The sequence below is a fragment of the Pseudomonas sp. PDM26 genome (assembly GCF_019219185.1).
Classification (GTDB): Bacteria; Pseudomonadota; Gammaproteobacteria; order Pseudomonadales; family Pseudomonadaceae; genus Aquipseudomonas.
Genome location: NZ_JAHUWC010000003.1, coordinates 317,867 through 341,010 on the forward strand (window position 1 = coordinate 317,867; position 23,144 = coordinate 341,010).

General features: G+C 57.9%; 25 protein-coding genes and 1 pseudogene. 14 read left to right on the forward strand and 12 right to left on the reverse strand.

Features of this window, described 5'->3' with window-relative positions:
- Nucleotides 1-15: 15 nt before the first annotated feature.
- Genes KW849_RS08525 through KW849_RS08535 form a run of 3 tightly spaced genes read right to left on the reverse strand, consistent with a single transcriptional unit; the run spans nt 16 to nt 2,480 of the window.
- Complete coding sequence (locus tag KW849_RS08525; RefSeq protein ID WP_218428973.1) at nt 16-1,032, reverse strand: DUF3445 domain-containing protein; 1,017 nt, start codon at nt 1,030-1,032, stop codon at nt 16-18.
- 9 nt (nt 1,033-1,041) lie between these two features.
- Nucleotides 1,042-1,971, reverse strand: coding sequence for a PDR/VanB family oxidoreductase (locus KW849_RS08530; protein ID WP_218428974.1), 930 nt, complete (start codon nt 1,969-1,971; stop codon nt 1,042-1,044).
- On the reverse strand, nt 1,968-2,480 hold the full coding sequence (locus KW849_RS08535) for a dimethylamine monooxygenase subunit DmmA family protein (RefSeq protein WP_218428975.1): 513 nt from the start codon (nt 2,478-2,480) through the stop codon (nt 1,968-1,970). The genes KW849_RS08530 and KW849_RS08535 overlap by 4 nt, the downstream gene beginning before the upstream one ends.
- 223 nt (nt 2,481-2,703) lie before the next feature.
- Between KW849_RS08535 and KW849_RS08540 the strand changes: the two genes are divergently transcribed.
- From KW849_RS08540 to KW849_RS08555, 4 genes are read left to right on the forward strand one after another with little or no spacing between them, the layout of a single operon-like run.
- Nucleotides 2,704-3,849, forward strand: coding sequence for an ATP-binding protein (locus KW849_RS08540; protein ID WP_371319120.1), 1,146 nt, complete (start codon nt 2,704-2,706; stop codon nt 3,847-3,849).
- Nucleotides 3,818-4,489, forward strand: a complete 672-nt coding sequence (locus KW849_RS08545) for a response regulator (RefSeq protein WP_218428976.1) — start codon at nt 3,818-3,820, stop codon at nt 4,487-4,489. The genes KW849_RS08540 and KW849_RS08545 overlap by 32 nt, the downstream gene beginning before the upstream one ends.
- Nucleotides 4,490-5,251: a PAS domain-containing protein gene (locus KW849_RS08550; RefSeq protein WP_218428977.1), complete on the forward strand. Its 762-nt coding sequence runs from the start codon at nt 4,490-4,492 to the stop codon at nt 5,249-5,251.
- On the forward strand, nt 5,248-5,514 hold the full coding sequence (locus tag KW849_RS08555; protein WP_218428978.1) for a hypothetical protein: 267 nt from the start codon (nt 5,248-5,250) through the stop codon (nt 5,512-5,514). The genes KW849_RS08550 and KW849_RS08555 overlap by 4 nt, the downstream gene beginning before the upstream one ends.
- 508 nt (nt 5,515-6,022) lie before the next feature.
- On the opposite strand, the gene KW849_RS08560 is transcribed toward KW849_RS08555, so the two are convergent.
- Nucleotides 6,023-6,898, reverse strand: a complete 876-nt coding sequence (locus KW849_RS08560) for a LysR family transcriptional regulator (RefSeq protein ID WP_218428979.1) — start codon at nt 6,896-6,898, stop codon at nt 6,023-6,025.
- 99 nt (nt 6,899-6,997) lie between these two features.
- Here KW849_RS08560 and KW849_RS08565 point away from each other — a divergent pair, with 99 nt between their 5' ends.
- From KW849_RS08565 to KW849_RS08590, 7 genes are all read left to right on the forward strand, one after another.
- The gene (locus KW849_RS08565; protein WP_218428980.1) at nt 6,998-8,167 is read left to right on the forward strand and encodes a mandelate racemase/muconate lactonizing enzyme family protein; all 1,170 of its coding nucleotides are present in this window, start codon (nt 6,998-7,000) and stop codon (nt 8,165-8,167) included.
- A 102-nt stretch (nt 8,168-8,269) separates the two neighbouring features.
- The gene (dctA, locus tag KW849_RS08570; RefSeq protein WP_218428981.1) at nt 8,270-9,577 is read left to right on the forward strand and encodes a C4-dicarboxylate transporter DctA; all 1,308 of its coding nucleotides are present in this window, start codon (nt 8,270-8,272) and stop codon (nt 9,575-9,577) included.
- Between the two features lie 120 nt (nt 9,578-9,697).
- Nucleotides 9,698-10,570, forward strand: coding sequence for an oxaloacetate decarboxylase (locus tag KW849_RS08575; protein ID WP_218429143.1), 873 nt, complete (start codon nt 9,698-9,700; stop codon nt 10,568-10,570).
- A gap of 554 nt (nt 10,571-11,124) precedes the next feature.
- Nucleotides 11,125-11,556: a MarR family winged helix-turn-helix transcriptional regulator gene (locus KW849_RS08580; protein WP_218428982.1), complete on the forward strand. Its 432-nt coding sequence runs from the start codon at nt 11,125-11,127 to the stop codon at nt 11,554-11,556.
- Between the two features lie 31 nt (nt 11,557-11,587).
- Nucleotides 11,588-12,046: a nitroreductase family protein gene (locus KW849_RS31295; RefSeq protein ID WP_256357128.1), complete on the forward strand. Its 459-nt coding sequence runs from the start codon at nt 11,588-11,590 to the stop codon at nt 12,044-12,046.
- Between the two features lie 28 nt (nt 12,047-12,074).
- Nucleotides 12,075-12,302, forward strand: a complete 228-nt coding sequence (locus tag KW849_RS31300; protein ID WP_256357129.1) for a nitroreductase family protein — start codon at nt 12,075-12,077, stop codon at nt 12,300-12,302.
- Nucleotides 12,303-12,431: 129 nt separating this feature from the next.
- Nucleotides 12,432-13,172: an NAD(P)-binding domain-containing protein gene (locus tag KW849_RS08590; RefSeq protein ID WP_218429144.1), complete on the forward strand. Its 741-nt coding sequence runs from the start codon at nt 12,432-12,434 to the stop codon at nt 13,170-13,172.
- 70 nt (nt 13,173-13,242) lie between these two features.
- Here KW849_RS08590 and KW849_RS08595 read toward each other — a convergent pair whose 3' ends face one another.
- Together KW849_RS08595 and KW849_RS31305 are read right to left on the reverse strand one after the other, a co-directional pair.
- On the reverse strand, nt 13,243-13,458 hold the full coding sequence (locus KW849_RS08595; protein ID WP_218429156.1) for a hypothetical protein: 216 nt from the start codon (nt 13,456-13,458) through the stop codon (nt 13,243-13,245).
- Between the two features lie 339 nt (nt 13,459-13,797).
- Nucleotides 13,798-13,911, reverse strand: a pseudogene (locus KW849_RS31305) (integrase); the annotation flags it as partial.
- Nucleotides 13,912-13,916: 5 nt separating this feature from the next.
- Between KW849_RS31305 and KW849_RS08600 the strand changes: the two are divergent.
- Nucleotides 13,917-14,267, forward strand: coding sequence for an XdhC family protein (locus tag KW849_RS08600; protein WP_218429145.1), 351 nt, complete (start codon nt 13,917-13,919; stop codon nt 14,265-14,267).
- Nucleotides 14,268-14,468: 201 nt separating this feature from the next.
- Here the strand turns inward: KW849_RS08600 and KW849_RS08605 are convergent, their stop codons facing one another.
- From KW849_RS08605 to KW849_RS08630, 6 genes are all read right to left on the reverse strand, one after another.
- A complete protein-coding gene (locus KW849_RS08605) occupies nt 14,469-15,761 on the reverse strand; it encodes an OprD family porin (protein WP_256357131.1) in 1,293 nt (430 codons plus the stop codon).
- A gap of 205 nt (nt 15,762-15,966) precedes the next feature.
- The gene (locus KW849_RS08610) at nt 15,967-17,283 is read right to left on the reverse strand and encodes an MFS transporter (protein WP_218428983.1); all 1,317 of its coding nucleotides are present in this window, start codon (nt 17,281-17,283) and stop codon (nt 15,967-15,969) included.
- Nucleotides 17,284-17,552: 269 nt separating this feature from the next.
- Nucleotides 17,553-18,185: an N-carbamoylsarcosine amidohydrolase gene (locus tag KW849_RS08615; protein ID WP_218428984.1), complete on the reverse strand. Its 633-nt coding sequence runs from the start codon at nt 18,183-18,185 to the stop codon at nt 17,553-17,555.
- 9 nt (nt 18,186-18,194) lie between these two features.
- The gene (locus KW849_RS08620) at nt 18,195-18,950 is read right to left on the reverse strand and encodes an Asp/Glu racemase (RefSeq protein ID WP_371319121.1); all 756 of its coding nucleotides are present in this window, start codon (nt 18,948-18,950) and stop codon (nt 18,195-18,197) included.
- A gap of 30 nt (nt 18,951-18,980) precedes the next feature.
- Nucleotides 18,981-19,799 carry an alpha/beta fold hydrolase gene (locus KW849_RS08625; RefSeq protein ID WP_218428985.1) on the reverse strand — a complete coding sequence of 273 codons (819 nt, stop codon included), beginning with the start codon at nt 19,797-19,799 and terminating at the stop codon, nt 18,981-18,983.
- Nucleotides 19,796-20,944, reverse strand: coding sequence for an FAD-dependent monooxygenase (locus tag KW849_RS08630; protein ID WP_108217711.1), 1,149 nt, complete (start codon nt 20,942-20,944; stop codon nt 19,796-19,798). Before KW849_RS08630 ends, KW849_RS08625 begins: the two co-directional genes overlap by 4 nt.
- A 344-nt stretch (nt 20,945-21,288) precedes the next feature.
- Here KW849_RS08630 and KW849_RS08635 point away from each other — a divergent pair, with 344 nt between their 5' ends.
- On the forward strand, nt 21,289-22,341 hold the full coding sequence (locus KW849_RS08635; RefSeq protein ID WP_046043574.1) for a 2,5-dihydroxypyridine 5,6-dioxygenase: 1,053 nt from the start codon (nt 21,289-21,291) through the stop codon (nt 22,339-22,341).
- 104 nt (nt 22,342-22,445) lie between these two features.
- A complete protein-coding gene (locus KW849_RS08640) occupies nt 22,446-22,910 on the forward strand; it encodes a MarR family winged helix-turn-helix transcriptional regulator (protein ID WP_218428986.1) in 465 nt (154 codons plus the stop codon).
- The last annotated feature ends 234 nt before the right edge of the window (nt 22,911-23,144 follow it).

Below are 23,144 nucleotides of genomic sequence, written 5' to 3' on the forward strand. Positions count from 1 at the left end.
GGAAAGTGGGTAGGGTCAGGCTTGCGGATCGAAGCGGCTCAGCCACTCGACCAGGGTCTGTCGGTAGCGGCTCATGCCCTTGTAGTCGGCGATCGGCTCGGGCAGGTCGCGCAGCACGCGGTGCAGGCGACAACCCCAGCCGGGTTGAGTGACCAGTTCGTCCATGCTGATCAGGTAGGTGCGGATGCTGAACATCACCGCGTTGCTGCGCGGCAGACGGGCCATCACTTGCAGCTCGACGCGCAGGTGAACCTGTTGCCCGACGTTTTCGGCGGTGATGCGGCCGCGGTCGGCGCCCCATTCATGGAAAGTCTCGGGCGAGGAATCCAGGCGTGGATTGATCGTCAGTGTCCAGTTAAGACGCCGCACCGGCTGGCCTGTTTGCAAGTTGAGCAGGTACTTCAGCGCGCGGTCGAACACGCCCATCTGATGGGCCATGGGCACCGGCGAATGCCACTGCTTGAAACTCATGCCGGCGTCGAAGGCCAGGGACCAGTCGGCCGGGCTGGTGACCAGGCCGGCGTCCATGTACAGATCGCCGTCGCGTTGATCGAGCAGGGCGAAATCCCCTTGCACCTGTCGGCCGATGAACTCCAACGGCTCGCAGGGCAGGCTGGTGGCATCACCGAACACAAAGTGCTGATCGATGTTCAGCAGCGTGTTGCGCCAATGCCAGTGATCACCTTCACGCACCAGCGAGAACCACTGCGGATAATCCGCGGCCAGGTGCTCCATGAGCATCTGCAGCGCATCCCAGGCCGCCACTTGCATGTGCGGCATCACCAGGTAGCGGCGCGGATCCTTGTCCAGCACCAGGGCGCGTTCGGCCATTTCCGAACGGTAGTGTTCGTCGATGTCGAACCCGTGCTGGTAAATCGAGCCGGGATCCCGGGAGGTCGCCGGTTCGATGTTCACCGAATACAGGTAGCTGTCCTCGGTGAAGGGGAAGGGAAAACGGCGGATGGCGGCGGGGCTGTTGCGAAAGCTGAAATCGTCTCGATAGCTCTGCACGGGGCTTGATTGAATGGTCATGGTCGACTCCTAAAGATCCAGCGAAACGCAAGGGCCGCAGCCGCGAGAGACACAGGGCATGAGAAAGTCGGCCTGCTCGGCGGGGCTCAGAAAACTGTCGCGGTGTTCGATGTCGCCGCCCACGTGGCGGGTCATGCACTGGCCGCAGACCCCGCCGCGGCACAGGTTGGGGATCTGCAGCCCGGCGGATTCCAGGGCTTCGAGCAGGCTTTGTTCGGCGCCGACTCGCAAGCGCTGGCCGCTGCGCAGCAGTTCCAGGTCGAAGGGTTGGCCCGGTTGTGCGGCATTGAAAGCTTCCCAGTGCACCCGGCCGGGCGGCCAGCCGAGTGCCCTGGCCTGTTGCCGAACCGCGTCGAGCAACGGTTGCGGGCCGCAGGTGTAAAGGTGGCTGCCCAGCGGTCGATCACGCAGGATCCGGCTCAGGTCCGGGCGGCTGGCGTAGGTGTGCAGGCGCGATCCCAGTCGCTGTTGCAACGCCTCGACATAGGCATCGCTCAGTCCCGGACGACAGAGGTAGTGCAATTCGAAGTGGGCCTTGCGTTGTTCCAGGGCCGCGATGTAGGCCATGAACGGCGTGATGCCGATGCCTCCGGCGATCAGGATGTGCAGGCTGGCGGTCGAGTGCAGGGCGAACAGATTGGCCGGTGGCGAAATCTGCAGCGTGTCCCCGACCTGGACTTGCCGATGCAGGTACTGCGAGCCGCCGCGGGAGGCCTCCTGCAGGCGTACGGCAATGCGGTAGTGCTGGCTGTCCGCCGGGTCGCTCGTGAGTGAATAGGCATTGCGCAGCTTGCCCTCGGCCAGTGGCAGGTGAACCTGCACATGACTGCCGGGGGAGAAAGCCGGCAGGGGCCCGGCGCATGCCTGCAGGGTGAATTCGCGCACCACTGGAGTAAGCATTCTCGCCGCGCTGACCCGCACTTCGATTGCGGCGCTCATGACCGGACTTCGGCATAAGGCTGGTCGGGGTTGGTGCAGACGCCGAGGTACGCCCCCAGGCGGCGGGAAAAGTGTTCGCGCACTTCCAGCCCTACGTCGCAACCGATGCAGGTCAGCAGCGCCTCTGGCCCGGCGGCCTGAGTCAGGCCGCAGTGCACGCAATACACCAGGCGCGCACCGGCAATCGTGCGGGTGATGTCGATCTCGTCATTTTCCAGTCCGGCGCTGCGGGCCTCGCCGTGGATGCGCCAGATAAAGGCCTCGTCGCCCATGATGTAGAGATGGCTGCCGACGGTGGCGCTGACCAGCACCTGATGCAGGCGCCGGGAAAAGTCGGCGCTCTCGCCATTCAGCACCAAGGGCTGTTCCAGTTCCCCGACAACGGGCGAGCAGGCGGCCGCCGATTGCATGACTACGATGTGCCGGGTGACGCTTTCACGAGGCAGCGGCTGGCGATAGCGCGGGAGGCTGTGAAGTCGGTCCGGGGCGGCGCTGTGTCTATCCGTCATGTGGGCTTTCCTGGCTGATCCGCGCCTGTCGAAGGGCGAGAAAGGTGGCGTTGGACTGGGAATTTGTTTCCTGTTGGGGAAGATACTTTCCTGTGGGGAAAATCTTCTCAATCCGGAAAAAGGGCTATGTCTTTGGAGATAAGTCTTGCGCAACGCCTGTTCGGGGCATGGAAGTTGCTGGTCTTTGCTCAGGGCTGAGCAACCGGACGGGGAGTGATCGATAGTGCGAACACGAGTGCAGTGGTGGCCGCTCTGGTTGGGGCGTGTGCGTCCCGAACAGGCGCGCAGCGTGCGCAAACTGCTGGCCGGGTTGCCCTTGAGTCAGGTGCACGCTGACGGTGCCTTGCCGGGTTTTCTGGACCGTTTCGAAGCACTGTTGCCGACCTGCAAACTGAATCTGATCCTGGGCGGCGAAGACCTGGGGCCGGCACGGCGCGGATTGCTCGAGGGCTGTCAGGACGTTGCGCGTTGCCCTTGGCGTGACTCGACACTGCCTGATGCGGCTCAGGCCTGTGGCCCTTGCCGGCAACGGGGCGTACATCGCCTGCTGTGTGCCTTGCCGCACAGCGACGATTCGAGTAAAGGGGTGTTGTTGCTCGATACCCCACAACGGGTCCACGCAAGCTGGCGCCAGTTGCTGGAAGAGGCGGCGCAGGCGGTCGGCGTCACCGTGCGCTTGCGCTGCTACACCCGTGAGCAACAGCGCAAACAGGCTACGTCCCGGCACGGCGCCCTGGCCCGTGAGCTGCACGATTCGGTGGCTCAGCAGTTGGGTTACCTGTCGTTCCAGGCGCGTTTGCTGCAGTCGCAGTTGGGCGAGCCTGCGCAGGCCTTCGCCGCGTTGCAGGAACTGTGCGGCGGCTTGAGTCAGCTGCAGCGCCAGGTGCGCGAGCTGATCACCAGCGCTCGTCTGACCATGGATGGGCGTTCGCTGCGCCAGGCCCTGGCCGACTCTGTCGCCGAGTTCTCGCGGCGCTGCATCATCGTTTTTGAACTGGACAATCGCCTGGCTGATGACGCTTTGAGCCCGGAAACCGAACTGCAGATTCTGCAGATCATTCGCGAGGCTCTGGCCAACGCGGTACGCCATTCCCATGCACGGCATGTGCGCATCGAGTTGCGGCAAAACCAGGACGGTGATGCTTCGGTTTCGGTGGAGGATGACGGCATCGGACTGAGCCCGGCGTCAGGGGAGGAAAACCATTTCGGCCTGGCGATTATCCGCGAGCGCGCCGCGAGCATTGGCGCCCGATTGACCATTGAGGCGATCCGCCCGCACGGGGTCCGCGTACACCTTGGCCTTCGCCGCCACCAAGACCTGCCACAGGGGAGTTTCGATGGACTGCACGACCTTATTACTGATCGATGATCACCCGTTGTTTCGCAAAGGACTGGCACAGCTGTTCGGCGCCAGCGACGACTTCGAAGTGGTGGGGCAGGCCGCCAGTGGCCGCGAAGGCATCAACCTGGCCGTGAGCCTGGCACCGCAGCAGGTCTTGCTTGATCTGCACATGCCCGGCTTGAGCGGTTTGCAGGTGCTCGACGAACTGCGTCAGTTGCGTCTCGACTGCCAGGTGGTGGTGCTCACCGCATCGATGGATCGCGCCGAGCTGTTGACCGCCCTGCGCCTGGGGGCCAGTGGTTATGTGCTCAAGGAAACCGAGCCCGATGCGTTGCTGGCCTACATGCGCAATTGCCACAAGGGCGCGATCGTTCTGGATTCAACCCTGATTGCGCTGCTGGCCGATCAGGGCGAGTCGGTGACCCGGCCTGCGTACGATTCGGATCCGCTCGACACCGGCAACCTGACCGAGCGCGAGGGGCAGACCCTGGCCCTGATCGCCGCTGGCATGAGCAATAAGCAGATCGGCCGGGAACTGGGGATCAGCGATGGCACGGTCAAAATCTATGTGAGGAATCTGTTGCAGAAACTCAGCCTGCACTCGCGCCTGGAGCTGGCGGCGTGGGTGCACAACGCCGCGTCGGTGAGACACGAGGAGCGTCATTAGATGATGGAACGGCCAGAGGCATTCGTGCAGACACTGCCCTTGCACCTGATGGATCGCTTTCCGGCGGCGTTGCTCGAACTGCGCGATAACGGTCAGATCGCCCATTTCAACCTGGCCTGGGTCGAGCTGATGGATCTGCCGGGCACGGAACGCAACCTCATCGACTATGTGCACCACGAAGACCGTTCGTTGTGGCGTCAGGCCCTGCATGAACTGCGTCGGCGCCCCGAAACCTCCTTCAACCAGCGGCTGCGCTTTGTTCACCCTTCGGGGGAACTGCGCTGGTTCGACGTCAGCCTGAAGCGTGGGCCGCAGGGTTTCTATCTGGTGGCCGGCGACATCACTGCGCACAAGCGGCGCGAGATTGCTTTGCAGGCCAGCCAGCGCAGCAGCATGAGCTTGCTCGACAGCATGCCGGGGCTGATCTATCGCGGTCGCAACAACCGCGACTGGACCATGGAATTCGTCAGTGCCGGTTGCCTGCAACTGACCGGGTATCCACCGGAGCGGCTGGTGGACAACCATGAATTCACCTACAACAGCCTGATCCTGGCGCAGGATGCCGATTACGTCTGGCGCGAGGTGCAATATGCCCTGTCGCGGCAGGAGCCGTTCGAACTCAATTACCGGATTCGCTGTGCCGATCAGTCGATCAAGCACGTCTGGGAAAAGGGCGTCGGGATCTATGCCGACACACGTGAAGTGCTGGGTATCGAGGGGGCGATTTTCGAGCGCAATACCGGCCAGGACCTGGGGCGTTGAAAGTAGGTTTGCGGGGAAGGTACAACGCCGGGCATTTCCCCGGTGTTGTGGTTATTTCAGGGGTTGATCAGGAGCGTTCGCCGACCCCGTGGGTGCGCTTGTCGAGTTTCATCGTCCATAGAGATTCGACCGGCCAGATTGCGATCCTCCCTGAGGATCCGGCCGGCATCGTTGGCGGTCAGCGACTCGAGTTCTTTGATGGTAATTTTGGCAATGAAATGGGTTCCCCCTACTTTTACCCCCACAAAAACGGCGGCTCTTGATGGACGTTACCGGACTCTCGTAGAGCCGAACACCGCTGCAGCTCAAGCAAATACTCGGTTGGAAAAATCCAGAGTGAAACTCTCGAAGCTTTCAAAAAGTATGAAAAAGGAGATGGGGTGCTAGGGGTCGAGTGTTCGAATCACTCCGTCCCGACCATATAATTCAAGGGGTTGCGAGATTTTATCTCGCGACCCCTTTTTATTTTTAAGTGTTTTTACCCCTACAGAACCACTGGCTCTAGGTGGAATCCTTCGCGTAGATTCTGGAAAGGCTGAGAACATGGAGGGGCAGGAAATTCCGCTCGAGGTTCACCCTAGGCCCTGACGTTATGCTGTAAATCGATCAGGCACTCAAAGAACAGGTGGCCGACGCACTGAATAGCACCTCGGAGACCTTGAACCTCGGGTTACGTCCGTTTCACAGCGGCGCATGCGCGTCAATGCTTCGTAGTGTCCTGATAGTAAGAGTTAGACTGGGCGATAATCTGATGAATCAGGTTACTGGGATCTAGTCGCCCACCCTGGCCCAGAATTCTTCGGCAGATTGACTGAGTGGCGCTGTTGGACGGGTCAGATGAATTTCCAGGGGGATATCCCAGCTTTCGTCGAGTGCTCTGACTAAGCGCCCATCCAGTATTTCTTGCTCGGTGAGGCTTTTGGGCAACCACGCAACTCCTTTGCTTTCCAGTGCCATGGACATCAGAACCGCCGCGAGGTGGCTGCTGAAAAGTGGTTTGAGGTGAAGGTAATCTTCCTTGCCATGCAGTCGGTGAGCAACTATGCGCCCCAATCCTGACTCATGGCTGTAAGCCAGATACGGCAATGCCGCTGGGGAGGTACCGAAGTTGGCAGAAGCACTCGCCAGAGGAACGAGAACATCCTCTCCAACTTTTTTACCTATGAACTGGTCAGGAGCCAGTAAGGGGGGAACGTCGGGATGGCGGTGACAGAGCAGAAACTGAACCTGTCCATGTATAAGCATCTGCTCACAGACAGCCATGCTATCTGAATGCAATTGCACAGCCTCGATTGGGGCGCCGTTTTCTGCGCTTCGAAGCCACCTTGGAAAAAATGTAAACGACAGAGAGTGGGTTGCAGCGAAGTGCAGCGATTTAGCGGCCATTCCCGCCACCTCTTGAGCTTCGTTGCGCATCCTGTACAAGCGCCTGGCGGCCTCCTGAGCACTTGGCAAAATTTGCCTCCCAGCTTCGGTCAAGGTCGCACCTTGAGGGGTGCGAACGAACAGCTGTACCCCCATCCAATTCTCTAATGAGCGCACTCTGCGACTGAATGCTGGCTGAGTAACATGCCTCGCTTCAGCCGCCCGAACAAAGCTGCCGTATTCCGCAAGAGCTGAAAGATCTTCGAGCCAAACGAGTTCCAAGGGCCATGCCTCCTGTGCATAGGGTCCGGCATTAATAGCATTGGGCGGGTGACATCGCAAAGCATAACGTGGGGCCACAAACAACAAGAGGAACCCGTCATGCGTATCGTAGACATTCGTGAAAAAACTGTTTCTATTGCCTCCCCAATTGCCAACGCCTATATCGATTTTTCCAAAATGACCTGCTCGGTCGTCGCTGTCATTACGGATGTGATTCGCGATGGTAAACCTGTCATCGGCTACGGTTTCAACTCCAATGGTCGCTATGGCCAAGGTGCCCTGATGCGTGATCGTTTCCTGGCGCGTATCACAGAAGCTGACCCAGACACTCTTGTCGACCATGAAAACAACAACCTGGATCCGTTCGCCATCTGGAAAACCCTGATGACTAACGAAAAACCAGGTGGTCACGGCGAGCGCTCAGTCGCAGTTGGCACCATCGACATGGCTGTGTGGGATGCCGTTGCCAAGATTGAAGGCAAACCTCTGTATCGCCTGCTGGCCGACCGTTATCGTGACGGCGTGGCAGATGACAAGGTTTGGGTCTACGCAGCGGGTGGCTATTACTACCCTGGCAAAGATCAGACTAAGCTCAAAGCGGAGATGCAGAGCTATCTGGATCGTGGCTACGATGTCGTCAAGATGAAGATTGGTGCGGTTCCTCTGGACGATGATATCCGTCGCATCGAAGCGGTACTTGAGGTAGTTGGCGACGGTCGTCGACTGGCGGTCGATGCCAATGGGCGCTTCGATCTGAAGACAGGTATTGCGTACGCGGAGGCCATCAAAAAGTACAACCTCTTCTGGTACGAAGAAGTCGGCGATCCGCTGGACTATGAGCTGCAGGCTGAGCTTGCAAACCACTATGAACTGCCTATGGCCACTGGGGAAAACCTGTTCTCCCACCAAGACGCCCGTAACCTTCTGCGTCACGGTGGTATGCGCCCTGATCGCGACTTTCTCCAGTTCGACTGTGCTCTGTCCTACGGGCTTGTGGAGTACATGCGCACCTTGAAGGTGATGGAAGAAATGGGTTGGTCTTCCCGCCGCGTAGTTCCGCATGGTGGTCACCAGATGTCTCTGAACATCGCAGCAGGTCTTCACCTTGGCGGCAACGAATCTTACCCAGACGTGTTCCAGCCTTTCGGCGGTTTTGCTGATGGCATCCGCGTCGAAAATGGCTATGTCGGTCTGCCGGATATCCCAGGTGTTGGCTTCGAAGCCAAGTCCGCCTTGTACGCAGTAATGCGTGAGTTGGGCGAAGGCTGATCACCCTCAATCTGCGGCCTCCTTTAAAGAGGCCGCAGAATCAGGCGTCACCCACTGACGCCAAGCCACATGCCCATCACAAAAATAAAATGAGGTGCTTCCGTGGAAATTTCCAAGTCCCGCTGGTACGGCCAGCTGTATGTGCAAGTGCTGATCGGCATCGTAATCGGTGCAGCAATCGGTTACTTCGTGCCTGATTTTGGAGCCAAGCTCCAACCCTTTGCCGACGCCTTCATCAAACTGATCAAAATGCTATTGGCGCCTATTATTTTCGGTACCGTCGTCGTGGGTATCGCGAAGATGGGCAGTATCAAAGAGGTCGGGAGAATTGGCGTAAAGGCGCTGATCTACTTTGAGATTCTATCCACCATCGCCCTGGTCGTCGGCCTCATTGTGGTCAACATCGTCAAGCCTGGCGTCGGGATGAACATTAACGTCAACGCGCTTGATGGAAGTGCTATCAGCAAGTACAGCCAGGCCGCCAGTGAACAGGGCGGCACCATTGATTTCTTCCTCAATATCATCCCCCACACGTTCCTCGGCGCATTCTCCAATGGCGTCATGCTCCAGGTCATCCTGCTTTCGGTGTTGATGGGTGTTGCCCTGGTTCAAATGGGCGAAACCAGCAAGCCGCTGATCAATACCATTGATTTGTTCCTGCAAGGCCTGTTCAAGATCGTCGCAATGGTTATGCGCTTGGCGCCGATTGGTGCCGGTGCCGGCATGGCGTTCACTATCGGCAAGTACGGGATTGGTACCTTGCTGTCACTCGGTCAGTTGCTGGTCGCGCTCTACATCACAACCTTGATTTTCATCGTGGTGGTGCTGGGCACGGTTGCCAGATGGTCGGGCATGCCGCTCATGCAATTCCTTCGTTACTTCAAAGATGAAATTCTCATCACGCTTGGCACCTGTTCAACCGAAGCCGTGCTGCCACGAATGATGGTGAAGCTTGAAAAGCTTGGCTGCAAAAAATCGGTAGTGGGCATGGTGTTGCCAACGGGGTACACCTTCAACGCGGACGGCACCTGCATCTATCTCACCATGGCCGCCATCTTCATCGCCCAGGCGACTAATACACCACTGACGTTTGTGGATCAGATGATTCTGCTGGGCGTATTCCTGCTGACGTCCAAAGGTTCGGCTGGCGTGGCAGGTGCGGGGTTTGTGACGTTGGCTGCAACGCTCACAACTATCCACTCCATTCCTCTGGTAGGCCTCGTTTTGCTCTTGGGCATTGACCGCTTCCTGAATGAAGCTCGGGCCGTGACCAACCTGATCGGTAATGGCATCGGCACCATTGCCATTGCCAAGTGGGACAACTCATTCGATGTCGAGGCCTGCGAGCGTGAAATCGCCGCCATGAAACACGAAAAGGCAGCAAGAAAGGCATTGCTGGCGCAGAAATAATCCGCAAAGCGATCCGGTCATTTCGCCTCAGAAACGGTTATGACCGGTATTGCCTTTCAGGTTCCGTCCAATGCGGAACGAACCCGGGGAATTACTTGAATGAATTTGATGGAGCCAAAAATGATTGAGCGATCACACCATGAATTGCGCAAGGCGTTTGGTGATTTACTCCAGGGAACCGTCTGCAAATTTGCTGCTTCCGTATTCGATCCTATCTCGGCTCGTATGGCCTCCGACCTTGGCTTTGATGTCGCCATTCAAGGTGGTTCCGTCGCCTCGCTTCAAGTGCTCGGGGCACCGGACATCGCACTGCTCACGCTGGATGAATATGTCGAGCAGGTTTCCAGAGTCGGACGTGCCAGCCAGATTCCAATCATTGGGGACGCTGACCATGGATTCGGAAACGCGCTTAATGTGATGCGAACTGTGACCGAACTTCAGAAAGCCGGTGTTGCCGCCCTAACGCTGGAGGACACCCACTTACCGGCCAAATTCGACGAGCAATCGCACGTACTTATCGAAAGGGAAGAAGCCGCAGCCAAGATATACGCCGCGCGGTTCGCCCGCTCAGATGATGCCCTCAGCATCATCGCCCGAACGAATGTGGCCGTTACCACTTTGGACGATTCCATTGCACGCACCACAGCCTATGAAAGAGCCGGGGCCGACGCGATTTGCCTCATCGGAGTAAAGGACTTCCAACATTTGGAAACACTTACCTCACACCTTTCTGTGCCGATCATGCTGATCAATTATGGAAACCCTGCTCTGAGCGATGTTGAGAAACTGAGTGCAGCCAATGTGCGGATCGTGGTCAATGGGCATGCTCCCTATTTGTCCGCGATTAAAGCGACCGACGAGGCGCTGCGCGAACAAAGCGGCACAGAGGGGTGTGAGCTTTCCCTTCCTGAGCTGCTTTCTAAATACACGCTCTCGGACAATTACCGTGAGTGGGCAAAAACCTATTTGAAGTCAGAGCACGATTCAAATTGAGTTTGAAACAGGTGAAATAAAGCGTGATGAAAAGACAGTCCTGGCCTTCAGCCGCGTCTCACCCAGTCTGCTTGATCCTTACACAGATAAGTCCGACGCGCTCCGTCTCCTTTTGTCGCCGACGCGTGTCCTGATTTTTGGATGCTAGGCGTTATTCTTTTTCAGGCTTTCGGGGCTGCCAGCGCAAAAAACAGAGGCAGCTTGTTGGATCGCAGTAGCGAGGGCACAGTTTCTTCTTGCTCCGATTCATATTGGGAAAGGCGGGCAAAGCTGATCAACCGTTGGAGAGCATGGATGAATGCGGTGCGCAATCTCGCGGAAGGTTTGGCTACTAGCAGAGCACTCTGCTACAGCCTGAAACGCTGACTGACGCAGCTGGCAAGTGGGATTGGTCATTCGCTACTGCATGACCCGGCGTCCGCCTCAAATCACAGCAACTGTAAGGCATAGTCTACTTAGCTAGATGAGCCATTCGTCGAGGGCCGAAGGCGTCGGTTGACAGTGCGACTCTCCTTCTAGAATATATAGTGCACTATATAATAGCGAGCTATGAAATGACTTCGAACCGGAAGCGGGTGGGTACCCAGCTGTCTTTTTCACTCTACGCGGCGGCAAATCGGGTCGTGCGATTGCACAAACCCTATCTGGAGCCCTTGGGCCTAACCTTCCCGCAGTACCTGGTCATCCTAGAGCTTCTAAACGGCTCGCCACTTACTGTGGGCGCCCTTGGAACTCGGCTTTCGATGGACGCTGGAACCATAACGCCATTGCTGAAAAGGCTTGAGGCTGCCGAACTCGTCAGCCGCACACGGGATCCCGCCGACGAGCGTCGCGTGATGATCGACCTGACGCCTGATAGCCGCATGTTGGAAGCTGACATTCGGGGAATTACTAGCAAAATTAAGTCAGCTTGCCAGCTTGATGAGCGGGGTATCGATGAGCTTCGGCAAACACTCGATGCGCTCGGTCATCCGGCAACCGACTGAATATTTTTCACGCTTGCACAAAGAGGAAATCATGACTATTTCAATAGCTAGATTCGATGCTGATACAGCGGTGGATGACACCCTTCAATTCCAAAAGACGGCTCGTACCCGGCGGTCTTTTCGTGGGTTTCTGGACACCTCTGTGCCCGATCACATCATTCAGGAGGTGTTGAAGGATGCCCAGTGCGCTCCCTCCAACTGCAACACCCAGCCCTGGGATGTACACATCGTTCGTGGCCAAAAACTGAAAGAGCTTTCGCAAATTCTCCACGCGAAAAATACTGCAGGCGAATTCACACCAGACTTTTCGTTCGATATGGATGCTTTTTACGGCCCCTACGGAGGCCGCAAGAATGCGCAAGGCAAAGCCTACTACGAGGCTATGAACGTTATGCGTGAGGACAAGGAGGGGCGCCGGCGCGCGGCAGCCTTGAATTTGTCCTTTTTTAATGCCCCAGGCCGTTTTTCTATTTATGCCAGTGTTTGGTGACAATGTTCGAACTGCTGGCGACATCGGTATGTATGGGCAGACCTTCCTACTGTCACTTGCTGCCCGAGGGTTAGGCGGCATTCCGCAAACCTCGCTTGGTTTCTATGCAGCTACGATCCGAGAGGCGCTAGGCATTTCTGAAGAAATGAAAATGCTGTTTGGAATGTCATTCGGCTATCCGGACGAGAGCGCTCCAGGCAACCGCATGCATATGGATCGTGTGCCGATTACCGACAGCGTTACCTTTCATTCTTGAAGAGTCGTATTTACCTGAGTCAGGCGACATGCGTGCACACCCCAGATCGCAGCGGCTTCGCGACACGCTTAATTCATTCGCACACCCAGCCAAGCAGTCACTTGAGTATTGGTTGTAGGTAAGGAGGTTATTGAAGTGAAAATCGGAATTATCGGCGCCGGCAATATTGGGGCTACCCTTGCCCGTAAGCTCGCTGCGTGCGGCCATGAAATTAAACTGGCAAACTCGAAAGAGCCTCAGAGCATTCAGAACCTTGCCAATGAGATCGGCGTACACGCGGTGACCAAGGAAGATGCTGTTTCCGAGGTAGACGTTGTGATCCTCTCGATCCCCTTCGCAAAATACCCAGATCTCAAACAAACCTTGAGCAATGTTCCGGAGAAAACCGTCGTCATTGATACGTCCAATTACTATCCGGGGCGCGACGGGGTAATCAAAGAAGTTGACGACGGCAAGCCTGAGAGCGTTTGGGTAAGCGAGCAGATAGGCCACCCGGTGATTAAGGCTTGGAACGCCGTTCTCGCAGCGACTCTTGCCGACAAAGGTCAACCAGCCCGGTCTTCAGAACGCATCGCCTTACCTGTAGCCGGAGATGATATTAATGCAGAGACAATCGCGCAGGATCTTGTTGAGGATACGGGCTTTATCGCGCTTGCCGCTGGCAACCTTGAAGATTCGTGGCGTCAGCAACCAGGTACGCCTGCCTACTGTACCGAGTTGACATTGCCCGAATTGAAAGTGGCGCTGCAGGCAGCAGACAAAGCACGAGCGCCAAAAAACCGCGACTCACTGATCGCCAAGTTCATGGCTCCCGGCAGTCAGTTTACTCACGAGCAAATTGTTGCCTCGAATCGCGCCATGACGGTCTGACTATCGGATTAGGGGGATTCTTACCTAGAGTCACGCCTAACTGATCAAGTTGTTGAATCCAACTGTTCACTTAAAAGGGGGCAGTGCAGAAGAGTGCCAAGCTCAGCGTCTGGATAAGACCGGTGAATTTCGCACCTTTCCTGGATCTCGGCGCTGAAAAAAAGCTGCCCGACACGCCGTCCTTGCGCACTGAGATTCGACCGGCCAGATTGCCATCCTCCCTGAGGAGCCGGCCCGCATCTTCAACGGTCAGCGACTCGATTTCTTTGATGGTAATTTTGGTCATGTAACGGACTCCCCCTACTTTTACCCCCACAAAAACGTCGGCTCTTGATGGACGTTCCTGGATTCTCGTAGAGCAGAACCCCGCTGGAGCTCAAGTAAATACTCGCTTGGAAAAATCCAGAGTAAAATTTTGGAAGCTTTCAAGAAGTATGAAAAAGGAGATGGGGTGCTAGGGGTCGAGTGTTCGAATCACTCCGTCCCGACCATTATTCCTGAGTAAAATCAGACACTTAAGCCGATCAGATGGATCGGCTTTTTTGTGCCTGCGCAAAACCCGCGCAAAACTGGCGCAAAACTACCCGGTGATTTCGCTGATGTTCAGGTCCGGAATAGCCTCTGATCAGATGATTTCCTCGTGGTCCCGCAGGTAGTTTTTGGTCATGACTTCACTGGCATGGCCAGCGATTTTCTGCCCATCCTTTCCTGCTTTCTTGTACAGGTGCAGCGACAGTGCTGATTATGACCCGCAGCTATCGACAAGATCGGTATTGGCTGGAAAACGTTTTGCAATGTTCTCCCGCCTATGTCGGGCAGTTGGGTCCTCGAGAGCGAACAGAACGACTGCTTGATGAGATGGGCGCATCGGCCCGTTCGCCAGAAGTTGTGCCCGGGCTTCATTATCCGATTGGGTTGGATTTGGGGGGCGATACCCCAGCAAGCGTGGCCTTGGCCATTGTTGGCGAGATCACGGCCTACCTCAATGAACACAGTGGCGGGATGCTGAAATACCGCAAGACCACCATTCACCAAGCTTGTGATCCAACCCACTCTCCAGCGGTGGGCGGCCTGCAGGCGAAAATGAAAGCGTAGCCTCTGCCCGAAGCGTGCTACTGATTTATGTTGGGTCCTTGTGTAGTGGCGCCTCAACCGCCGGTTCACCACGGGGTGATCTTCCCGAGGGTGATGATGCTCGCTGAGGCTCTGCTTCGCCATGTCGGCTCCTGGGCACCGTCGCTGATGGTGCCCAGGTTCTTGGCTTGCTCTGCCTGAAAGTTCCGACGGGTACGGCTATCAGAAAAGGCTGATGTTATAGCTGAGGATCAGCCGGTTCTCATCAATATCGCTACGGTAGTTGGAGCGTGCAATAGCGTTGCGGATGCGGATACCCACTCCACGCAGCACTCCACTCTGGACAGCGTAGCCAATATCCAGATCGCGCTCCCGGTCCTGACCTTCAAACCCCCGCCCAGTGGTGACGTTGTCTCCAGTCACGTAGCGCAGAGTGGTGGTCAGACCGGGAATTCCGAGGGCGACGAAGTCGTAGTCGTGCCGGACTTGCCAGGAGCGTTCATCCGGTGCGGCGAACTCGTAGGTAGGCAGGGTATTGCCAAGCGGGTTGGTGTTGGCGCCAACCTGGATGAAACCATCGTCACCGCCGATCTGCTGGTAGCCCAGGTAGAAGGTATGGCCGCCGCGCTTCGCCGACAACAGGTTGAACAGTGCATGGTTATCGAGCTTGCCGGCGATGCTCCGGCCGTCGTCGCGGGCATCGAAGTAGCCGACACTTATGCCTAGCGTCCAGTCACCTACTGGCTCGGCGTGCTTGAAGCTGTAGTAACGCTGCTGGTAGATGTCTTCCAGTTGCGCCTGCCAGAGACCGACGCTGGTGCGATTGGAGTTGAAACTGTAGTCGGCACCCAGATAGTTGAAGCGGTCGCTGGTGAAATTGGCGATACGCGCCGGGTTGATCGGGTCATTGATCAGTGCATACATCTCCTGGGTGTTACTCGAGTCGCGCAGGCTGGTGGAGTGCAGCTGGCCAGCGTTTACGGTGAGTCCGGACAATTCGTTGGAGACCAGCGAAGCACCCTGGTAGGTCGGCGGCAGCAGGCGCAGATCGCTGTAGACCAGTACCGGCAGGTTGGGCCGCAGCTCACCAACCTTCAGCTCAGTGCCGGAGACCTTGAGTTTCATCGCCGCACCCAGGCGGCCGTACTCATCGGCGGATCTGCCGTCGTCGTGTGTCGGCAGCAGTCCGGTCCTGGCCCGGCTCGGGCTGCTGTCGAGCTTGACACCGTAGAGGCCGAGCACGTCCACGCCGACACCGATACTGCCCTGTGTGTAGCCTGAGCGGGCATCAAGGATAAAGCCCTGGGCCCACTCCTCGGCCCTGGATTGCTTGTTGGGGCCGACGATGTCGGAGAAGTCGCGGCTAAAGTAGTAGTTGCGCAGTTGCAGGTTGGCCGTCGCGCCTTCGATGAAGCCGGCTTCTTCGGCCAGCAGTGGCGGGGCCAGGCCCAGCGTCAGGCAGCCGCCGAGGGTACCGCTGATTGCATGGGCTTTGCGCAGTGCAGGAGTGTGCATGCTGTTGATCTCTGGAATGAGGACAAAGCGCCTCCCGTCAGACGAGGTCGAGGCCTGTCCGCAGGAGGGGTTTGAACATGAGGTGGCTGATGGCTCGCGGGCCTGGCTTGAGCTGCTCCGCGTCGGTGGGATCAGCCGCAAGGGGGGCTGTATGAGATCCCCTTGCGACTCACACCAGGACACGCAGTCGCCTGGCTGACGTGTCTCAACGATTGACCAGCTTGGCCGGCAGGGCAATCACCAGGAAGCTGCTGAGAATCAGGCAGCCGGCGAAGAACCACAGTGCGCCGGCGCTGCTGCCGGTGACGTCGATGGCCACGCCCATCAGCGAGTTGCTGACCAGCCCGGCGATGTTCGCCACCGAGCAGGCGAGGGCGAAGCCGGTAGCCGCCGCGGTGCCTTTGAGAAAGGTTGCCGGCAGGCTGAAGAACACCGGCACCGCGCCGATGATCGCCGCCGACGCAATAGCGAACAGCGCCACGGTCGCCACCACGTTGTCGACAAAGAAGGGCGCACTGGCCATGGCTGCTGCGCCTACCAGAAAGGGCACGATGATGTGCCAGCGGCGTTCGCGGTGTTTGTCGGAGCTGGCGCCGATCAACAGCATGCCCAGCAACGCGGCAATGCTCGGCAGCGCGGTGAGCACGCCGATGTGAAAGGTATCGACGACGCCTGCGTTGCGGATGAAGGTCGGCATCCAGAACCCCATGGCATAGGCGCTGAGCAGGATCGAGAAGTCGATGCCACCGAGCATCCACACCTTCAGGTTGAAGAAACCGTCGCGAAAGCTGTGCTTGCTGCCGGTGGAGTCGGCGTCGTCGGCGCGCAGTTCCTGTTCCAGCAGGTTTTTCTCGTCATCGTTGAGCCATTTGGCCTGGCGGTAGTTGTTCGGCAAGGCCCAGAAGGTGAGCACACCGAGTAACACGCTGGGTATCGCTTCGAGGAGGAACAGCCACTGCCAGCCGCGCAGGCCGCCGGCGTAGTCGAAATGCCCCATGATCCAGCCGGACAGCGGGCCGCCGAGCACGCTGGACAACGGCAGGCCGATCATGAACAAGGCGATGATGCGGCCGCGGCGATAGGTCGGGAACCAGGTGGTCAGGTAATACAGCACCCCCGGCAGAAAGCCCGCTTCGGCGGCGCCGAGCAGGAAGCGCAGGATGTAAAACTGCGTGGTGGAAGTGACGAGCATGGTGCAGGCCGAGAGCAGCCCCCAGGTGATCATGATGCGGGCGATCCAGATCTTCGCCCCGACTTTTTCCAGGACCAGATTGCTCGGAACCTCGAAAATGATGTAGCCGACGAAAAACAGACCGGCGCCCAGGCCGAAAGCCGTTTCGCTGAAGTGCAGATGCTCGAGCATTTGCAGTTTGGCGAAGCCGACGTTGATCCGGTCCAGATAGGAGGCCAGATAGCAGAAGCAGAGGAAGGGAATAAGCTTCCAGGTGATCTTGCGGTAAAGCGCCTGGACTGGGTCTGCGACGGTGGTCGCAGTGGGTGTACCTACATTTGCAGAGGGCATGGGTGTCTCCTGGCGGTGACTTTGTGATTGTTGTTTAGCCGCGGATCAATGCTTTGGTAGCACCGGACGGCGGCTTCCAAAGGCAGTGTCAGAAGACTGGGCAGGGTTTGATGTCGACCCTTGCTCAGTATTTGGCGACCAGTGCTCTACGGCCTGGTTCGACGGCAGATATCCATTTCTGCCGGTTATTCGGTAAAGCCGTGAATCTGTGGAGGTTGCAGGCTTGCCCGGGAGGACACTGTGTCAGCCCGGGAAAATCAATGGTCCTCTCATTTTCTGAACTGCGTCATGGCCTCCTGTTTACTCACCACATCGCCATACTTGCTATCAATGTCGAACAGGTTGGCTTCGTGTGGTGCGGGGTGTCGATCGCCGACGCATTCGCGAACAACGATGGTCCGGAATCCATGCTGCACGGCATCTACCGCCGTCGCGCGAATACAGCCACTGGTTGAGCAACCCGCCAGTACTACGGTGTCGATACCTTTGGCGCGCAGCATCGACGCCAGGCTGGTGCCAAAAAACGAGCTGGCGTATTGCTTGCTGATGACCACTTCGTCCGGGTTGGGCAGCACCGGCTCGCAGAAGGCTGCCAGTGGGTTGCCCTCGATCATGGCTTTCATCACGGGGGCTTTTTTGACCCATATACCGCCGTCGGCAAAATGCCCTGGGTGGTAGCGAATGTTTGTATGCACTACCAGGACTTCATGTTGGCGGGCGCAGGCCAATAGTTCGACGCTCTCGGCTACAGCGCTGACCACGCCTGGCGCGTACAGCGGTGCGCCTTCTTGTGTATAGCCCTGCATGAAATCGATCATCAACAGTGCAGGCTTATTGCCAAAGCCGATGCGCTGGCCCCACACGCCCTGATAGTTGGCATCGGCACTTTGTTCTTGGCTCATGACACTCTCCTATTTATAGGCGCCAGACAGCAGCGCGCCCGCACCCGGAACGATGGGCTCCAGGTCCAGTGCCTTGAGCATGGCGTAGGTGGTGGCGATGGCGGCGGTGAGTACCGGTTTGCCGGTTTCGGCCTCGACTTGTGCGACCACTCCCAGCGATTGCATCTGCACGCAGGCCGACAGGACGATCACATCCACGCCTTCAAGGTTCATGTCGCGCACAATGGCGGGCAGGTTGGCCGGGTCGTGGCGGGCGACGGCCAGGTTGTCGGGAATTTCCAGGGCGCGCCAGTCCACCACCTCGAAACCTTCTTCGCGAATGTAATCCACCACCAGCTCGGTCAGCGGCTTCATGTACGGCGCGACAATGGCAATGCGTTTGGCGCCCATTACTTTCAAGCCATCGATCAAGGCGCCAGCACTGGTGATGACCGGTGCGTTACCGTCGTTGTCGGCGGTGGCCTGGCGCAGGCGTTTCTCGGACTGGCGATGGTAGCCCAGGCCCATGGCCATGATTGCGACCAGGCAGGCATAACCCAGTACATCGACCTTGGCGTCCGACAGCTCAATGGCACAGCGGTCGGACTCGCCGTCCATGGCCGCCAGTTCCTCCTTGCGCACTTGCTTCATGCGCATGCGGCTGGAGTGAAAGGTGAAGCGTTCGGGGCGGATCAATTGGCGTGCTGCCAGCATCGCCGGGATCTCGGTTTCCATGGTGGTGTTGGAGCTCGGCACAATCTGGCCGATACGATAAGGCTTGATCACAAGCTATCTCCTTTGCAACGTGCGTTGAATTCAGGTCAGGGGCTGGCCGAGGAAATCGCCGAAAGCCGCGAAAAAACCTTCGAGGTCATCCCACGGAATCATGTGCCCGGCGTTTTCAACGTGAGCAATCTGGATCGCGGGTTGCAGGTCGCGAATTTCCGCTTCGTCCCCGGCCTGGATTACGCCGCCGCGACTGGCAACGATCAGCAGGGCAGGGACAGGCAGGTGCGGCAGATCTTGATGAAAGTCCACGTCATGAAAATCGTTGAAGGCGCGGACGATGGCAGGTGTGTAGCAGGTGTGCAGCCACTCGGCGCGTACTTGCAGCTGCTCCTCGGTCCAGGTCGGGCAGAAGGCGCGCATGGCGTCGGCGTCCATCCCGCTCAGTGATTGGCGGATAGAGTCCACGTACCACGACAGCTTGCTCGGGTACTCGCGCCGGCCGGGGCCGGAGACGGGAGGATCGATCAGTACCAGGCTTTGCAGACCTTCTGGATTGCGTACGGCGCTGCGCACGGCAAACCGCGCGCCCATGGAGTGGCCGACCAGGTGATAGGCATTGATGCCCATGGCTTTGGCGAATGCGCCGATGTCATCGGCGCAGGCGTCGGTGCCGTAGTCCAGTTCCGGTCCGGTGGAGGACAGGCCGCGGCCACGAACGTCGAGTACGTAGGTATCGAAATACTGGCCCAGGCGCTCGGCGACAAACCCCCAGGTGATAGCCGGGCTGGTGATGCCGGGAATCAGCAACACTATCGGTTTGCCGGTGCTGCCCTGACCGCCATAACGCAGGTAGTGCTGGCGGATACCATTGGCTTGAACGTTGCCGCCCTGAATGAAGGTGCTCATGCGGCCACTTCCGATTTCAGTGGGTGGCCGTAGAGGTCATAACCATAGACCCAGGCCGGATCTTCCTGTGTGCGCAGCCAGGTGTTGGCATTGGACACCGCCTGTACTCGCGAGGCGCGGTCCTTGCGGTTGGCTTCGTATAGCTTGAACGCGGTGCGGTAATCGGTGAGCCCGGTTTCCTGCAGGCAGCGGGTCAACATGGCGGCATCTTCGATGGCCATGCCCGCGCCTTGCGCCATGTGCGGTTTCATCGGGTGGCAAGCATCACCCAGCAACACCATCCGTCCACGGCTCCAGAGCGGTAGCGGGTTGCGATTGAGCAGCGGCCATTTGGTCACGCTTTCACTGGATTCGATCAACGCTTGAACGGTGGGGTGATAGCCCTGGAATGCGTCGTACATTTCGTCGCGGCTGCTATCGACAAAGCTGCCCTGGAAGTCCCAGGCCGGGTGCGGTACGCCGGTGACGTAGTAGTACTCATCGCGCTTGCTGGTGGTGTGGTAGACCATCATGTGACGATCTTCGCTCCACCACTTCACGCAGTTTTCAAAGTCCATGTTGTACTTGGCCAGCACCTCGCCGCGAATCAAGGCGCGGTGGGCAACCCAGCCGCTGTACAGCGGTCTTTCCGCTCCGAGCAACTCTTCGCGAATTCTGGAGTTGATGCCATCGGCGCCGATGACGATGTCGACCTCGGTGGTGGTGCCGTCACTGAAGTGCAGGCGCACCAGATCATCGGTTTCCTCGATCCCGGTCAGGCGCTTGTTGAAGTGCACAGTGCCCGGCGCAATGGTCGACATTTGCAGTGCATGCAGGTCCCCGCGGTGCACGGTGATGTAAGCCGCGCCGTATTCCTTGCGAGCGAATTCACCCAAGGGGATGCGGGACAGATAGTCACCGCTGGCGCCGTCGCGGCTGAACCAGAAATCAGGGTGCGAGCCCATGTCGCTCAACTTCTGCTCAATGCCCATGCGGCGGAAGATTTTCATGATGTTCGGGCCCATGTGGATACCCGCACCAATACGGGAAAACTCTGGCGCCTGTTCATAAACATCGACTTCGAACCCGGCTTTCTGTAACAGCGTGGCAGCAGCAGCGCCACCTAGACCGGCGCCGACGATTGCGATTTTTTGTTTGTTTCGCATGGGGCTTTTCCTTCGATTTGAATATTTGGCTGGTGAGATCGGGTTGTCGTCTCGCCGCGAATTGGAGTGTATACGCTATTGTTTTTCGAATGGAAGAGGCCGCTTGAAAAATAAAAAATCAACGATAAACGGTACGTGTAACGCTACGTAACCTATAAATAGTGGGTGCGTGTCGCTTTGTAACGTTTCACTCCTTCTCTTGAGACGCCCGTTAATTTGTTGTGTTATCGTCATTAAGTAGCGTATACACTTAAAATTCGTACAGCTGCCGAGCCCGCTGCCTTGCTTTGGTGCGCAGGGCGCGAGGCTCGAACGAACTCAACAGGTTAAGAGGAAGACAAGAAATGCCGGTAAGCGATTGCGAACTGACCCAGATGTTTGAACACGTGTTGAAACTGTCGAAAGTGGACTCCACTCAAAGTGTCGCGGTGCTGAAAAGCCACTACTCCGACTCGCGTACCGTGCGGGCGGCCATGGACGCCGCCCAGCGTCTTGGGGCCAAGGTCTATGCGGTCGAGTTGCCGTCATTCAATCACCCGATGGCCATGGGCAACGACATGACCGCTTACTGCGGCGACACCGCGCTGACCGGCAATATCGCCGCGCAACGGGCGCTGGAAGCGGCGGACCTCGTGGTCGACACCATGATGTTGCTGCACTCGCCGGAGCAGGAGCAGATCCTCAAGACCGGGACGCGCATACTGCTGGCGGTCGAACCACCGGAAGTGCTGGCGCGGATGCTGCCTACGCTGGCGGACAAAGAGCGGGTGATGGCGGCCGAGAAGCTGCTGAAGCAGGCGCGCTCGATCCACGTGAAGTCCAGGGCCGGCAGTGATTTCAAGGCGTTGCTCGGGCAATACCCTGCGGTCACCGAGTACGGTTTTGCCGATGAGCCGGGGCGTTGGGATCACTGGCCCAGCGGTTTTCTATTCTCCTGGCCAAACGAGGAAACCGCCGAGGGCGTACTGGTGATCGACGTCGGCGATATCCTGTTGCCGTTCAAGAATTACTCGCGAGAGAAGATCACCCTGGAAATCGAAAAGGGCTTCATTACCTCGATCCATGGTGGCTTCGAGGCCGAATACCTGCGTGACTACATGAAGTACTTCAACGACCCCGAGGTGTACGGCATCTCCCATATCGGCTGGGGTTTGCAGCCGCGTGCGCAGTGGACCGCCATGGGCTTGCATGACAAAAACGACGGCATGTGCATGGATGCCCGGGCGTTCTACGGCAACTTCCTGTTCTCCACCGGGCCCAATACCGAAGTGGGCGGTACCCGAAAAACCCCGTGCCACCTGGACATCCCGCTACGCCATTGCGATATCTACCTCGATGATCAGGCGGTGGTCCTGGGTGGTGATGTGGTAGCGCCGCAGGCATCTATCGCGCGGTGATATAAAAGAGGGGGGCGGGACGGTGACCCATCATGATTGAGTTACCTTGATCCCCCTCGCAGGTTAATGTAAACGCCACTTACTTTTTTTTGATAGAGCCCGCCGTGCCGGATACGACAGATAACACCCCACAGACAACCGCGCCCTATGCCTTTTCCGAGCAGGTCGGTCATTTGCTGCGCAAGGCTTACCAGCGCAACATGGCGATCTTCCAGCAGAACGTCGACGATTCGCAGCTGACCGCTGTGCAGTTCATCACGCTGTGCGCCGTGCGTGATGCCGGACCTAGCTCATTGACCGAGCTGGTCAAGGCCACTGCGGTGGACCAGGCAACCATTCGAGGCATCGTCGAGCGGCTCAAGGCGCGCGACCTCATCACCCTGGAACCAGACCCTCAAGATCGGCGCAAAGTCATCGTTGGCCTGTCCGACAGTGGCCATCAATTAGTGCGTGACACCGTGCCTCATGCTGCCCGCGTCAGCGAACTGACCATGGGTAACCTCAACCCGGCCGAGCGTGTCGCGATGCTGTATCTGCTGCGCAAGATGATCGATGACGTCGACGATTAACGAGTAAGAAACCGCCCCTGGCATTCTTCTTGCGTCTGATTCATGAAGTGGATACTTCATAAAAAATGTAGTCAGGGGTAACGTGAGGAGTCGGGTAGCCATCCCCCTCACAAGCTCTAGAACCCGCATGGCACTGCGCATGCGGTACCGGTCACGCCTTTTTCATGTAGTGATTACTTAATAAAAAGCCGCGCTTCATCAAGAGAGCGAGCGGTAACACCTGGAGAGTGCGAC

Coding starts and splice junctions, on each gene's coding strand:
- KW849_RS08525 (WP_218428973.1), bottom strand. CDS start 1,032: ATGACCATTCAATCAAGCCCCGTGCAGAGCTATCGAGACGATTTCAGC.
- KW849_RS08530 (WP_218428974.1), bottom strand. CDS start 1,971: ATGAGCGCCGCAATCGAAGTGCGGGTCAGCGCGGCGAGAATGCTTACT.
- KW849_RS08535 (WP_218428975.1), bottom strand. CDS start 2,480: ATGACGGATAGACACAGCGCCGCCCCGGACCGACTTCACAGCCTCCCG.
- KW849_RS08545 (WP_218428976.1), top strand. CDS start 3,818: ATGGACTGCACGACCTTATTACTGATCGATGATCACCCGTTGTTTCGC.
- KW849_RS08550 (WP_218428977.1), top strand. CDS start 4,490: ATGATGGAACGGCCAGAGGCATTCGTGCAGACACTGCCCTTGCACCTG.
- KW849_RS08565 (WP_218428980.1), top strand. CDS start 6,998: ATGCGTATCGTAGACATTCGTGAAAAAACTGTTTCTATTGCCTCCCCA.
- KW849_RS08575 (WP_218429143.1), top strand. CDS start 9,698: ATGATTGAGCGATCACACCATGAATTGCGCAAGGCGTTTGGTGATTTA.
- KW849_RS08580 (WP_218428982.1), top strand. CDS start 11,125: ATGACTTCGAACCGGAAGCGGGTGGGTACCCAGCTGTCTTTTTCACTC.
- KW849_RS31295 (WP_256357128.1), top strand. CDS start 11,588: ATGACTATTTCAATAGCTAGATTCGATGCTGATACAGCGGTGGATGAC.
- KW849_RS31300 (WP_256357129.1), top strand. CDS start 12,075: ATGTATGGGCAGACCTTCCTACTGTCACTTGCTGCCCGAGGGTTAGGC.
- KW849_RS08595 (WP_218429156.1), bottom strand. CDS start 13,458: ATGACCAAAATTACCATCAAAGAAATCGAGTCGCTGACCGTTGAAGAT.
- KW849_RS08600 (WP_218429145.1), top strand. CDS start 13,917: ATGACCCGCAGCTATCGACAAGATCGGTATTGGCTGGAAAACGTTTTG.
- KW849_RS08605 (WP_256357131.1), bottom strand. CDS start 15,761: ATGCACACTCCTGCACTGCGCAAAGCCCATGCAATCAGCGGTACCCTC.
- KW849_RS08610 (WP_218428983.1), bottom strand. CDS start 17,283: ATGCCCTCTGCAAATGTAGGTACACCCACTGCGACCACCGTCGCAGAC.
- KW849_RS08615 (WP_218428984.1), bottom strand. CDS start 18,185: ATGAGCCAAGAACAAAGTGCCGATGCCAACTATCAGGGCGTGTGGGGC.
- KW849_RS08625 (WP_218428985.1), bottom strand. CDS start 19,799: ATGAGCACCTTCATTCAGGGCGGCAACGTTCAAGCCAATGGTATCCGC.
- KW849_RS08630 (WP_108217711.1), bottom strand. CDS start 20,944: ATGCGAAACAAACAAAAAATCGCAATCGTCGGCGCCGGTCTAGGTGGC.
- KW849_RS08635 (WP_046043574.1), top strand. CDS start 21,289: ATGCCGGTAAGCGATTGCGAACTGACCCAGATGTTTGAACACGTGTTG.